Origin of the sequence: Rhodococcus sp. IEGM 1307, from assembly GCF_030056915.1 — a bacterium.
In the GTDB taxonomy this organism is placed as follows: Bacteria; Actinomycetota; Actinomycetes; order Mycobacteriales; family Mycobacteriaceae; genus Rhodococcus_F; species Rhodococcus_F opacus_D.
Window position 1 is genome coordinate 30,373 of record NZ_JASHKW010000038.1, and the last position, 12,193, is coordinate 42,565.

General features: G+C 67.3%; 11 protein-coding genes. 8 read left to right on the forward strand and 3 right to left on the reverse strand.

The features are described from left to right. Positions 1–53: 53 nt before the first annotated feature. The gene (locus QM841_RS41200) at positions 54–1,217 is read right to left on the reverse strand and encodes a helix-turn-helix domain-containing protein (protein ID WP_283336527.1); all 1,164 of its coding nucleotides are present in this window, start codon (positions 1,215–1,217) and stop codon (positions 54–56) included. Positions 1,218–1,365: 148 nt separating this feature from the next. On the opposite strand from QM841_RS41200, the gene QM841_RS41205 reads away from it, so the two are divergent. The 5 genes from QM841_RS41205 to groL all read left to right on the forward strand — a co-directional run bounded on the left by QM841_RS41205 (position 1,366) and on the right by groL (position 6,605). Next, positions 1,366–2,367: a zinc-binding alcohol dehydrogenase family protein gene (locus QM841_RS41205; RefSeq protein WP_283336533.1), complete on the forward strand. Its 1,002-nt coding sequence runs from the start codon at positions 1,366–1,368 to the stop codon at positions 2,365–2,367. A 12-nt stretch (positions 2,368–2,379) separates the two neighbouring features. Continuing rightward, complete coding sequence (locus QM841_RS41210) at positions 2,380–3,276, forward strand: universal stress protein (RefSeq protein WP_283336528.1); 897 nt, start codon at positions 2,380–2,382, stop codon at positions 3,274–3,276. A gap of 59 nt (positions 3,277–3,335) precedes the next feature. Continuing rightward, positions 3,336–4,115, forward strand: coding sequence for an HAD-IIA family hydrolase (locus tag QM841_RS41215; protein WP_280779830.1), 780 nt, complete (start codon positions 3,336–3,338; stop codon positions 4,113–4,115). 80 nt (positions 4,116–4,195) lie between these two features. Further along, positions 4,196–4,750 carry a DUF6764 family protein gene (locus tag QM841_RS41220; protein ID WP_283336529.1) on the forward strand — a complete coding sequence of 185 codons (555 nt, stop codon included), beginning with the start codon at positions 4,196–4,198 and terminating at the stop codon, positions 4,748–4,750. Positions 4,751–4,979: 229 nt separating this feature from the next. Further along, positions 4,980–6,605, forward strand: coding sequence for a chaperonin GroEL (gene groL, locus QM841_RS41225; RefSeq protein ID WP_005251801.1), 1,626 nt, complete (start codon positions 4,980–4,982; stop codon positions 6,603–6,605). A 217-nt stretch (positions 6,606–6,822) separates the two neighbouring features. Here groL and QM841_RS41230 read toward each other — a convergent pair whose 3' ends face one another. Beyond that, positions 6,823–7,029, reverse strand: a complete 207-nt coding sequence (locus tag QM841_RS41230) for a PspC domain-containing protein (RefSeq protein ID WP_005251806.1) — start codon at positions 7,027–7,029, stop codon at positions 6,823–6,825. A gap of 778 nt (positions 7,030–7,807) precedes the next feature. Here QM841_RS41230 and QM841_RS41235 point away from each other — a divergent pair. After that, positions 7,808–8,851, forward strand: a complete 1,044-nt coding sequence (locus tag QM841_RS41235; protein ID WP_283336530.1) for an alpha/beta hydrolase — start codon at positions 7,808–7,810, stop codon at positions 8,849–8,851. Between the two features lie 73 nt (positions 8,852–8,924). After that, positions 8,925–9,758 (forward strand): alpha/beta hydrolase family protein, encoded by an 834-nt coding sequence (locus QM841_RS41240; protein WP_241962240.1) that lies wholly within the window; start codon positions 8,925–8,927, stop codon positions 9,756–9,758. A gap of 39 nt (positions 9,759–9,797) precedes the next feature. Here QM841_RS41240 and QM841_RS41245 read toward each other — a convergent pair whose 3' ends face one another. Further along, complete coding sequence (locus QM841_RS41245; protein WP_283336534.1) at positions 9,798–11,876, reverse strand: prolyl oligopeptidase family serine peptidase; 2,079 nt, start codon at positions 11,874–11,876, stop codon at positions 9,798–9,800. A gap of 67 nt (positions 11,877–11,943) precedes the next feature. Here QM841_RS41245 and QM841_RS41250 point away from each other — a divergent pair. Beyond that, positions 11,944–12,193, forward strand: a 250-nt coding sequence (locus QM841_RS41250; RefSeq protein WP_283336531.1) for an FAD-dependent oxidoreductase, incomplete at its 3' end; no start/stop codon positions are given.

Sequence of the window (12,193 nt, forward strand, 5' to 3'; positions counted from 1 at the left end):
GAGTAGCCGTTCGGCCAGTCCCCGACAGTGCCCCCTGTGCAATCGGCCAGGGGTCACATGCCCCGCAGCCCCGTCAGCTTCAGATGCAACATCAGGATGAGCCGGGTGTCCGCGTCGGACAGGTCCACGTCGCACGAATCGACGCAGCGTCGCAGCCGGTTCCTCAGCGTGTTGGGGTGCACGTGCAGCGCGGCGGCCGCATCGGCGACGTCGCCGCCGTAGGCGAGGAAGGCGCGGGCCGTAGCCACGAGATCGGTCCCGTGCTGCTCGTCGTGCCGGGTGAGCGCGGCGAGTGGGGTGAGCTCGCCGAGGCCGTCGAAGATGTCTGCCACACGCAACGCCAGCACGGACGCGAGACTGTCCCGCATCGTCCCGACGACACCGCCGGACCGGGCGTGCTGCAGGACGGTGAGAACCCGGTCGGCGTCCCCTCGCGACAGGTGAGCCTGGCTGGCCGTGGTCACTTCGCGTCCGACGGCGACCACGAACGCCGCCCCGCTGCGGGCGCGACCGAGGAAATTCTCGGCGAGGCGCCGGACGTCCTTCTCCGACGCGGCGATGACCACATAGATGACGTCGTCGAGCTGGGCGGCGACCGAATCGACCGCCAACGTGTCGAGGTACAGGCCGAGGGAAGCGAGCAAACCGGATGGCAGCGAGCGCCCGATCGCGACCGGGGCGGCCGCCGCGACGGTCAGCCTTCCCTCCAGCCGGAGATCGTCGGCGGCGCGGAAGGCGGGCTCGCCGCCGTTGATCAGCGCACCCACCCGATCCACCTGCATCCGGCGCGTCACGTCCACGCGTTCGCGCTCCGCCGCGATGTGTTCGGCGACAACCGGCACCGCGGACCGCAGGATCGATTCCTGTTCCGGAGTGGGGGCGGACGTCATCGCCGCCCAAATGGACCCGACCGACCGTCCCGCGTCCCGCACCGCGATCACCGCTCGGGGAGTCATGTTCGGCATCCGCATGTCCACGTAGAAGACGTCGGTGTCGCGGTGCAGGCGCTCGAAGACACCGGCGTCCGCGAGGAGTTGCCGGTACTTCCCGGGCACCTGCCGTCCCAGAATGGTCTCGATGCGGGCTTGGTCCACGGCCTGCTCGCCGCTCGAATAGGCCAGAACCGTCGAGTTCTCGTCCTCGATCGTGATCGGCGCACCGATCAGCTCGGCCAGCGACCCCGCCACCGTGAACAGGTCTTCACCGCGCAGGTCCATGTCTGGGAGCCTAGTTGCCGGGAACGGTCCGGCCCGGTCTTCGCCGCGACACCGTGTCCTCGAGACACGGGCCTCCGGGTCCTGGCGGTGGCCACCCCACACGGGCATTGTGGGGGGTATGGCGGCGGCGCAGGGCGGAACCGGAACGATGGCCGCGTGGCGCGTGGTCGCGCCGGGCCCCGTCGCGGGCCACCCGCTGGAACTCGGACGCGAGACCGTTCCCGGGCCGGGACCGGGCGAACTTCTCGTGAAGGTGCTGGCGTGCGGAGTGTGCCGCACCGACCTGCACGTGACCGAAGGGGATCTGCCCGTGCACCGGCCCCGGGTGATTCCCGGCCACGAGGTGGTGGGGGAGGTTGCCGCACTGGGTGATTCGGTGTCGGGTTCCTTCGCTGTCGGCGACCGGGTGGGAATCGCCTGGCTGCGTCACACCTGCGGACGTTGCGCGGCCTGCCTGCGCGGCGCGGAGAACCTGTGCAGGCAGTCGCAGTACACGGGTTGGGATGCGGACGGCGGATACGCCGAATTCGCGACGGTCCCGGCCGACTACGCGCTGCACCTGCCGGAGGGCTACTCGGACACCGAACTCGCACCCCTGCTGTGCGCCGGGATCATCGGCTACCGGGCACTCGAACGTGCCGCGGTCCCCGACGGCGGCGCACTGGGCCTCTACGGGTTCGGCGGCAGCGCGCACCTCACCGCCCAGGTCGCGTCGATCCGCGGCGCCCGCGTGCACGTCATGACGCGTGGGGCGGAGGCCCGTGCGCTGGCGCAGCGACTCGGGGCGACGTCCGTGCAGGGTGTGCGCGACGTGCCGCCCGAACCCCTCGACTCCGCGATTCTGTTCGCGCCGGTCGGCGATCTGGTGCCCGTCGCGATGGAGGCGCTCGCCGACGGCGGCACCCTCGCCGTCGCGGGGATCCACCTCACCGACATTCCCGCGCTCGAGTACCAGAGGCATCTGTTCCGGGAACGGCAGATCCGCAGCGTCACCGCCAATACCCGTTCGGATTCCGTCGAATTCCTGCGCATCGCAGCGGAACACCGGCTGAGTATCGACATCCACCCGTACCCACTCGACCGTGCCGACCGGGCCCTGCGCGACCTGGCCGGCGGAAAGTTCAGCGGTGCAGCAGTTCTCGAGCCGTAGAGGGAGAGAGATATGAGCGAACATGCAGGGGCGCCCGTGGTCGTCGGTATCGATGGTTCACGCGCCGCGCTCGACGCGGCGCGCTGGGCCGCGGGCGCGGCGGTCCGGCTCGACGCCCCACTCCTGCTCGCCCACACCTACCCGGACGAGGCCACGTTCTACAACGGCACCGCGATGATGATCGACGCCCAGTTCATCCAGGAACTGCGCGAGGACGGCAACTCGATGCTCGACGCCACCACCGCCGCCGTCCTGCAGGACCACCCCGGACTCGCCGTCGAGCGCGACGTCCGATCCGGGACGGCGGCGTCCCACCTGATCGAGTTGTCGAGGGCGGCGCGGATGGTGGCGCTCGGCGCGCAGGGTGCCGGCGCGGTCACCGACTACCTCCTCGGGTCCACGGTGCTCCGGACGGTCAACCACGCGCACAGCCCGGTCGCGGTCGTCCGGGGAGCGTCCACGACGGCATCCTCACCGGACACCCGCCCGATCGTCGTCGGCGTCGACGGCAGCCAGGTCAGCGAGAAGGCCGTCGAGGAGGCGTTCGCGCTCGCGTCCGCGTTCGGCGTCGGTCTGGACGTGGTGCACGCGTGGAGCGGCGAGAAGCAGCACGGCCTCGCCCATGCGTCGAAGTACGTGGACTGGACCGCCTACGAGGAAGGGGAGAAGGCCGTCGTGTCCGAATGCCTCGCCGGCATCCGGGACGAGTACCCGGACGTGCCGGTGAACGAGGTGACGACACAGGGGGTGTCCGCCGACGTCCTTCTGCGGCACGCGACGACGGCGCAGCTGCTGGTGGTCGGAAGCCACGGCCGGGGCAAAGTGATGGGTGCCCTGCTCGGATCCGTCAGCCAGAATCTGGTGCACCACGCACCCTGCCCCGTCCTCGTCTGCCGGGCTCGGCAGTGACACCGTCCGAGCCGTGCTCGGCAGTGACACCGTCCGAGCCGCGCGGATAGGCTCCTGTCATGGCTGGGGTCGAGGGTGTCCTGCTCGATATCGACGGGGTGCTGGTTACTTCGTGGCATCCGATCGACGGTGCCGTCGCCGCGGTGCGGGAGGTGCGCGAGCGCGGACTCGCGTGCGCCTACCTCACCAACACGACGTCCCGGACGTGCGACGAGATCGCCGACGCCCTGCGGTCGGCGGGCATCGAGGCCGACTCCGGCGAGATCGTCACGGCGGCCCGGCTCACCGCCGAATACGTCCGGTCGACCTACCCCGGGTCGCGGGCCTGGGTCCTCAACAGCGGCGACATCACGGCCGATCTGTCCGGGATCGAACTGGACGACGAGGACCCCGAGGTGGTGATCCTCGGTGGCGCCGGGCCGGAATTCACCCACGACGCTCTGAGCCGCGTGGTCGAGCTGATGCTCGACGGCGTCCCCGTCGTCGCGATGCACCGGGGCACCACATGGGCCACCCATGACGGGCTGCGCATCGACACGGGCACCTACCTCCCCGGTATGGAGGAGGTCGCGGGGACCAACGTCGTCTCGGTGGGCAAGCCGTCGCTCGCGGCGTTCCTCACCGCCACCGATCTGATGGGCACGGAACCGGACGTGACGGTCATGGTCGGTGACGACCTGACGAATGACGTCCTGGCCGCACAGCGGGTGGGACTGACCGGCGTGCTGGTGCGGACGGGCAAGTTCCGCCAGTCGATTCTGGACCTCGCCCCGCAGCGACCGGACCACGTCGTCGACTCGGTCGCGCAGCTGCCGAAGCTCCTCGACGAACTCGCCTGACCGCGGTCCGGGACTAACCGGCCGTGAGCGGGTACTCTCGCGGCGAATCCTCCAATTCGTCGTTCCCAGAAGGAGCTTCCATGCTCGCTGTCTCCACGCCCGTCACCTCGACCGCCTCGGCATCTCGTACTCGTATCTCGTCTCTGTTCGGCCGACGGCTGGCACGTGTGGGAGCGGCGATGGCCGTGGGTCTGGGCGTCGCGGCGGGAATCTCGGTGGCTGGTGCAGGCGTCGCCGGTGCCGCCCCCGTCAACTGTGTCTCCCCGCCGTCGGCCAACGACGTCCAGGTGTCGGACACCGCGAGTTGCGGCGCCAAGGCGTCCGAGGCCGGCGTCGCCCACGCGATGGCCGCGGACAGCGGCACCGCGGTGAGTGTCGCCAACGGACGCAGCGGCGCCACCACGTACGCCAATGGATACGGAACGTCGCTCGGTGCGTCGACCGGCTCGGGTCAGGCCTACGCGCTCGCGCTCGGCGGCGGCATCGCTCGCTCCGGTGCGGCCGACGGCACCACCACCGTCGCGATCGCCGGCTGGGGTTCGGGCGCGACTGCCGACGCGAACGGCGTCGACTGCGTCGGTGCCCTGTCCCTCGCGTTCAACGTGAACACCGGCCAGGTCTGCGCGATGCGCTGATCGCGCGGGCTCACCGGTTCCGTCCCGACCTTGCACTCACCCTGTCCGAGTGCTAAAAATGCACTTGGCACTCACGACGCGTGAGTGCCAGGTCGGGACGGTGAGACCGGGAACCAAAGACACCCCTGGTCGTCCGTCGCGGGCACCGAACTCGGCCGAAGGCGTAAATGAGGCGACCCGACTAGCGGTCGCCTTGTGTGTCACCCCCAATCCGGAGGATCACTTCGCAATGGCCAAGATCATCGCGTTCGACGAAGAGGCCCGTCGCGGCCTCGAGCGGGGACTCAACGCCCTCGCCGACGCAGTCAAGGTGACGTTGGGCCCCAAGGGTCGCAACGTCGTGCTCGAGAAGAAGTGGGGCGCCCCCACGATCACCAACGATGGTGTTTCCATCGCCAAGGAGATCGAGCTCGAGGACCCCTACGAGAAGATCGGTGCCGAGCTGGTCAAGGAGGTCGCCAAGAAGACTGACGACGTCGCCGGCGACGGAACCACCACCGCTACCGTTCTCGCCCAGGCTCTCGTCCGTGAGGGTCTCCGCAATGTCGCTGCCGGCGCCAACCCGCTGGGTCTGAAGCGCGGCATCGAGAAGGCCGTCGAGGCCGTCACCGTGCGTCTGCTCGAGACCGCCAAGGAGATCGACACCAAGGAGCAGATCGCTGCTACCGCTGGTATCTCCGCAGGCGACCCGTCCATCGGCGAGCTCATCGCCGAGGCCATGGACAAGGTCGGCAAGGAAGGCGTCATCACGGTCGAGGAGTCCAACACCTTCGGCCTGCAGCTCGAGCTCACCGAGGGTATGCGCTTCGACAAGGGCTACATCTCGGCGTACTTCGCCACCGACCCGGAGCGTCAGGAAGCCGTCCTCGAGGACGCGTACATCCTGCTCGTGAGCTCCAAGATCTCCACGGTCAAGGACCTGCTGCCGCTGCTGGAGAAGGTCATCCAGTCCGGCAAGCCGTTGGTCATCATCGCCGAGGACGTCGAGGGCGAAGCCCTGTCCACCCTGGTGGTCAACAAGATCCGTGGCACCTTCAAGTCCGTGGCCGTCAAGGCTCCCGGCTTCGGTGACCGTCGCAAGGCTCAGCTCGCCGACATCGCCATCCTCACCGGTGGCGAGGTCATCAGCGAAGAGGTCGGCCTCTCCCTGGAGACCGCTGGACTCGAGCTGCTCGGCCAGGCACGCAAGGTCGTCATCACCAAGGACGAGACCACCATCGTCGAAGGCGCGGGAGACCCCGAGGCCATCGCCGGTCGCGTGTCGCAGATCCGCGCCGAGATCGAGAACAGCGACTCCGACTACGACCGCGAGAAGCTGCAGGAGCGCCTGGCCAAGCTGGCCGGTGGCGTTGCAGTCATCAAGGCCGGCGCTGCCACCGAGGTGGAGCTCAAGGAGCGCAAGCACCGCATCGAAGATGCCGTGCGTAACGCCAAGGCTGCCGTCGAAGAGGGCATCGTCGCCGGTGGTGGCGTGGCTCTGCTGCAGTCGGCTCCCGCGCTCGACGACCTGAAGCTCGAAGGTGACGAGGCCACCGGTGCGAACATCGTTCGCGTCGCCCTCGAAGCACCGCTGAAGCAGATCGCCTTCAACGCGGGCCTCGAGCCCGGCGTCGTTGCCGAGAAGGTTCGCAACCTGCCCGCAGGTCACGGCCTCAACGCCTCGACCAACGAGTACGGCGACCTGCTCGAAGCCGGCATCAACGACCCGGTCAAGGTCACCCGCTCCGCGCTGCAGAACGCAGCGTCCATCGCGGCTCTGTTCCTGACGACCGAGGCCGTCGTCGCCGACAAGCCGGAGAAGGCCGGAGCGCCCGTGGGCGACCCGACCGGCGGCATGGGCGGTATGGACTTCTAAAGGCGGTTACGCCTCCCGTGAGTGGTTGAGGAGTCCTCGGACTCGCCCGCCACTCACGGGCACGAAGTGCTCAAAGAGCCCGGGACACCATCTGGTGTCCCGGGCTCTTTCTTGTCGGTGACCCGCCCCTTCCCGTGTGCGCGTCGGTAGATCTCGTGTCGGCTGTGGCCGTGGATTCGTTCCACGGCCACAGTGCTTTCGGCTGCTGCCGCCTGTGTCAGTGTCCGGCCGGCATCAGCATCCATGCGGCGAGGTAGACGAGGGCCGCGGTGCCGCCGGTGACCAGCGTGGCGACCACGGTGAGCAGTCGGACGAGGTTGACGTCCACCGAGAAGTATTCGGCGATGCCGCCGCAGACGCCTGCGAGCATCTTCTGGTTGTCGGAACGGGTGAACTGGCGGGGAGTGTTGCTGTCGAATGTCATGCGTCCATTCTGTTCGGCGGCATCTGCCGGCACATCGGGATGTTCCCCGATCTCGACCCTGGTCTTCGACCCTGAGTGCCCGCTCCATACCGCCGGAGGCCGCGCGTCGGTTCGGCGTCTCCCGTGGCGCGCCGCGCCGAAAAACTCGATATCCCACACTTCGTGTCAATTCGATGTGACAATAGAAACTTTTGCCATCGAATTGTTAATTCGAGACAAATCGATGCGCTCACCGGGGCAAAGAAGGGATGTTCGAATTCGTTCACGCCTCGTTACTCCGCGGGGGAATTCAAGTGCGGCGACAAGAAAAAGTCCGGAAACAATGCAGTGAGGTATGTTCCGTCGCTATTCGATTACGAGAACGTGGATTCGGAGATCGTATCCATCGCATATCCCCAGCTAGATAGGCATGTTCTGCAGATAATTGAGAAGTAGCCAGTACTGATTTGCGGGTTCGTCGTTAAGTCAACGATCGCAAATGTTTACCACTTTGTGCTTATTTGAGGAGCAAACTCGGGTACAAATGACGGAGCCCCTGATCGCGGGGGGAAGTTCGAAATCCACTGCGTCGAAAAGGAGTAATACTATGTCCGACAGCTTTCTGACTCTGCTCGAAGCGCTCACCACACTGATCGACTTCATCGGGTCCGTCGCGGAATAGGGACACCCCCGTTTCGACCCCACTTCTCGACGAGAGCTGGAGCCCACATGACATCATGTGGGCTCCAGCTCTCGCCTCTTCGGAGTCGGGCAGGTGACGTCGCAGCGAAGGAGAACGATGGTCAACCGCACTGCAGCGGGTAGGTACGGGGTGCGGCTTGCGCTCGCGGTCGCCCTGACGGCGGCGATTCCGTGCCTCGGAGTCCAGGCGTCCGCTTCCGCCGATCCGACCGGAGACGCCACTGTCGCGGACAATGGTTCCCACCTGGTGAGCACCGACGAGATCGACGACCGGCAGTTGACCATGCAGGTGTACTCGGCCTCCATGGACCGGGAGATTCCGCTGCGGGTCATCACCCCCGCGGACACGAGCGAGCCGAGGCCCACGCTGTACCTGCTCAACGGGGCGGGCGGCGGCGAGGACTCCGCCACGTGGCAGGCCAGGACCGATGTCGTCGATTTCTTCGCCGACAAGAACGTCAACGTGGTCACGCCCATGGAGGGCGCGTTCAGTTACTACACGGACTGGGAGCAGACCGACCCGGAACTGGGCAACAACAAGTGGACGACGTTCCTCACGCAGGAACTTCCGCCGATCGTCGACTCCGCGCTCGGCACCAACGGCGTCAACTCGATCGCCGGTATCTCGATGGCGGGTAGTTCGGTGCTGAGCCTGGCACAGTCGGCTCCGGACCTGTACGAGAGCGTCGGCGCCTACAGCGGCTGCGCGATGACCAGCACGGACCCCGGCCGCACGTACGTACAGCTGGTCGTCGAGGGCCGCGGCGGCGGCGACACCTCCAACATGTGGGGGCCGGAAGACGGCCCCGGCTGGACGGCCAACGACCCGTACGTCAACGCGGAGAAGCTGCGCGGACTCGACATCTACGTCAGCAACGGATCCGGACTGCCCGGGCCCGGCGACCAGCTGAACGGACCCGGGATCAACGGCGACGTCGGAACGCTCGCCAACCAGATCCTCCTCGGCGGCGCCATCGAGGCGGCCACCAACCAGTGCACCCACGCCCTCGCGGACAAGCTGAACGAACTGCAGATTCCCGCAACGTTCGACTTCCGGCCCGTCGGCACGCATTCGTGGTCCTACTGGGAAGAAGACCTGCACAAGTCGTGGCCGATGCTCGCTGCGTCGATCGGCCTGTAAACACCGGTCTCGGATGAGACTCGACCCCCGCAGATCCCGGATCTGCGGGGGTCGAGCCGTCTAGTCTGACGACGTGGAGACAGTACCGATCCAGATGCCCGACGGAACCACCACTCCGGTTCGCCTGTTTCCCGGCCCGGACGAGGCCCCCGTCATCGTGGTGTTTCCCGGCCTGGGAATTCCCGCCGGCTACTACGAACCCTTCGCCGAGGAGCTCGTGTCCCGAGGGTTCAACGCGGCGATCGGCGAGCTTCGCGGGCAGGGCGACAGTCGTCCCCGTCCGAGCAGCGCCAGCACGTACGGCTACCACGAACTGGTGGCCCTCGACTTCCCCGCGATCTTCGAGGTGGTGCGGGAGCGTTTTCCCGCCGCGACGCCCTTCCTGCTGGGACATAGCATGGGGGGTCAGCTCGGTGTGATGTACGCGGCCCGGATCCGCGGCCGGCTCGGTGGGATCGTGCTCGTCGCGTCCGGGTCGCCGTATCACCGGGGATTCCCCGGGATACACGCCCCGCGGATGCTGGTGGGCGCCGCGGCGATGTCGATGACGGCCAACCTGGCGGGGTTCTGGCCCGGCGACAAACTCGACATCGGCGGGTTCGGGCGGCAGTCGAAGGCGCTGATCACCGACTGGTCGCGATTCGCCCGCACCGGCAGGATCGAACCCGACGGCGCCGACATCGACTACGAGGAACGCATCGCCCGGCTGAAATTGCCGGTGCTGTCCGTGACCGTCGAAGGAGACGATCTGGCGCCGGAGTCCTCGGCGAAAAACCTCCTCGCGAAGCTCCCGAACGCCGACGTCACGCTGTGGCACCAGCCGAAGCCGCTGGGCCACAACGGCTGGATCCGCGACCCGGCCGGCACCGTCGACCGGATCGTCGAGTGGATCCACGACCACACCTGATCCGTGAGTACTTATTAACCGCCCGCGGTTAATAAGTACTCACGGGCGGGTGAGCTGCTCCCACAGGAACGTGAACGTGAGCGCCGATTTGAATGCGGCCTGTGCGTTGTCCGCGGCCCCGCCGTGCCCGCCCTCGATGTTCTCGTAATACCAGACCTCGTGGCCCTGCTCCTCGAGCAGTGCCGTCATCTTGCGGGCGTGGCCGGGGTGGACGCGGTCGTCGCGGGTGGACGTGGTGACGAGGATCGGCGGGTAGTCCGCGGTCGCGTCGGTGTTCTGATACGGCGAGTACTCGCTGATGAACTTCCAGTCGTCCGGGTTGTCCGGATCGCCGTACTCGGCCATCCACGACGCCCCGGCGAGCAGCAGGTGGTACCGCTTCATGTCGAGGAGCGGAACCTGGCACACGATCGCCCCGAACAGTTCCGGGTAGCGGGTGAGCATGACACCCATGAGGAGCCCGCCGTTGCTGCCGCCCTGGATCCCGAGCTGCTTCGACGTCGTGATGCCCCGGGCCACCAGGTCGCGAGCGACCGCGGCGAAGTCCTCGAACGCCTTGTGGCGACCCTCCCGCACCGCCTGGGTGTGCCACGACGGGCCGTACTCGCCGCCGCCGCGGATGTTCGCCACCACGTACGCGCCACCGCGTTCGAGCCACGCGAACCCGACCGAACCGCTGTAGCCCGGGACCATCGAATTCTCGAAGCCGCCGTATCCGTACAGCATGGTGGGGCAGGGTCCGGTGACGTCGTCACGGCGCACTACGAAGTAGGGGATCTCGGTTCCGTCGTCGGACACCGCGAAGTGCTGCGCCACCGACATGCCGTCCGCGTCGAAGAACGACGGCGCCTGCTTGACGGGTTCGAGCGGTCCGCCGACCGTGCCGTACAGCAGTGTCGCCGGTGTCGTGAATCCGCTGGAGTTGACGAAGAAGCTGTCGCTGTTGCGGGGGTCGGTGCTGATGATCCCGCTCGCCGTGAGTTCCGGTACGCCGTCGAGAGGCTTCTCCTCCCACCCGGTGTCGTTCGGTGTGAGCACCGACAGCTTGGTCTGCACGTCCGACAGTCGCACGAGGAGGAGGTGGTTCCGGGTCCACGTTCCCTGCTCGAGGGACGTGTGCTCGTCCGGGGTGAACAGTGGCGTCAGCTCGCGTGACCCGGCGAGGAAGTCGGCGTAGTTCGCGGCGAGCAGCGACCCGGCCGGGTAGACGGTGCCGTCCACGTCCCAGTCGGTGCGCGGACGGATGGTCAGCCAGTCGCGGTACACGGACGAGCCCGCGTCGTCGGGTGTGTCGATCCGGACCTTCGAGCCGTCCGGGAGCAGCTGGTAGCGCTCGGAATTGTAGAAGTCCATGGACCGGCCGACGAAGTGCCGCTCGTATCCGGGTGTGTCGTCGTACGAGGCGCCGACGGACACGTCGGTGGTCTCGCCCTCGAAGACGGTGACCGCCTCGGTGAGCGGGGTGCCGCGATGCCAGCGCTTCGCGATTCTCGGGTAGCCGGAATCGGTCATCGAGCCTTCGCCGAAGTCGGTCCCGACGTACACGGTGTCCGTGTCGATCCAGCTGATGCTGGTCTTCGCCTCGGGGACGTCGAATGCGTGGTCGCCGCCGACGAACTCGCGCTTCTCGATGTCGAATTCGCGCACCACGGACGCGTCGGCGCCACCACGCGAGAACGACAGCAGGGCACGCGACTGCTCGGGTCGCAGCACGCTGGCCCCGGCCCACACCCAGTTCTCGCCCTCCCGTTCGGCGAGGGCGTCGACGTCGAGCAGGACGTCCCACTCGGGGTTCTCCGTGCGGTACTGCTCGAGCGTGGTGCGCCGCCAGATGCCGCGCTTGTGGTCGCCGTCGCGCCAGAAGTTGTACAGGTACTCGCCGCGCATGCCGGCGTAGGGGATCCGGTCGTCCGTGTCGAGCACGTCCAGGATCCGGCTCTCGAGCGCGGAGAACTCGGCGGTCTCGGTGTACTCGGCGAGAGTGCGGGCGTTGCGCTCCCGCACCCAGTCGAGTGACCGGTCCGCGGTGACATCTTCGAGCCAGAGGAAGGGATCCGTCATGGCGCCATTCTTGCAGGCGGTGTCGTGCCTGGTCGCGGCGGCAAAGGTGTGACAGATGAGGCTACTCGTGGGTAATACGACCGCGTGGAGACAGCGATTCCGGACGGGACTACCCTGAACAACCGTGACCTCACACTATGACGTCGTTGTCCTCGGAGCCGGTCCCGGTGGGTACGTCGCTGCTATCCGCGCGGCACAGCTGGGATTGAGCACCGCCATCATCGAGCAGAAGTACTGGGGCGGTGTGTGCCTGAACGTCGGCTGCATCCCCTCCAAGGCACTTCTCCGCAATGCCGAACTTGCGCATCTCTTCACAAAAGAGGCCAAGACGTTCGGCATCTCGGGAGAGGCGTCCTTCGATTTCGGCGCCGCCT

Bases quoted from the DNA above. Each gene is read 5' to 3' on its own strand.
- QM841_RS41200 (WP_283336527.1), bottom strand. From the start codon at position 1,217: ATGGACCTGCGCGGTGAAGACCTGTTCACGGTGGCGGGGTCGCTGGCC.
- groL (WP_005251801.1), top strand. From the start codon at position 4,980: ATGGCCAAGATCATCGCGTTCGACGAAGAGGCCCGTCGCGGCCTCGAG.
- QM841_RS41205 (WP_283336533.1), top strand. From the start codon at position 1,366: ATGGCCGCGTGGCGCGTGGTCGCGCCGGGCCCCGTCGCGGGCCACCCG.
- QM841_RS41210 (WP_283336528.1), top strand. From the start codon at position 2,380: ATGAGCGAACATGCAGGGGCGCCCGTGGTCGTCGGTATCGATGGTTCA.
- QM841_RS41220 (WP_283336529.1), top strand. From the start codon at position 4,196: ATGCTCGCTGTCTCCACGCCCGTCACCTCGACCGCCTCGGCATCTCGT.
- QM841_RS41215 (WP_280779830.1), top strand. From the start codon at position 3,336: ATGGCTGGGGTCGAGGGTGTCCTGCTCGATATCGACGGGGTGCTGGTT.
- QM841_RS41230 (WP_005251806.1), bottom strand. From the start codon at position 7,029: ATGACATTCGACAGCAACACTCCCCGCCAGTTCACCCGTTCCGACAAC.
- QM841_RS41235 (WP_283336530.1), top strand. From the start codon at position 7,808: ATGGTCAACCGCACTGCAGCGGGTAGGTACGGGGTGCGGCTTGCGCTC.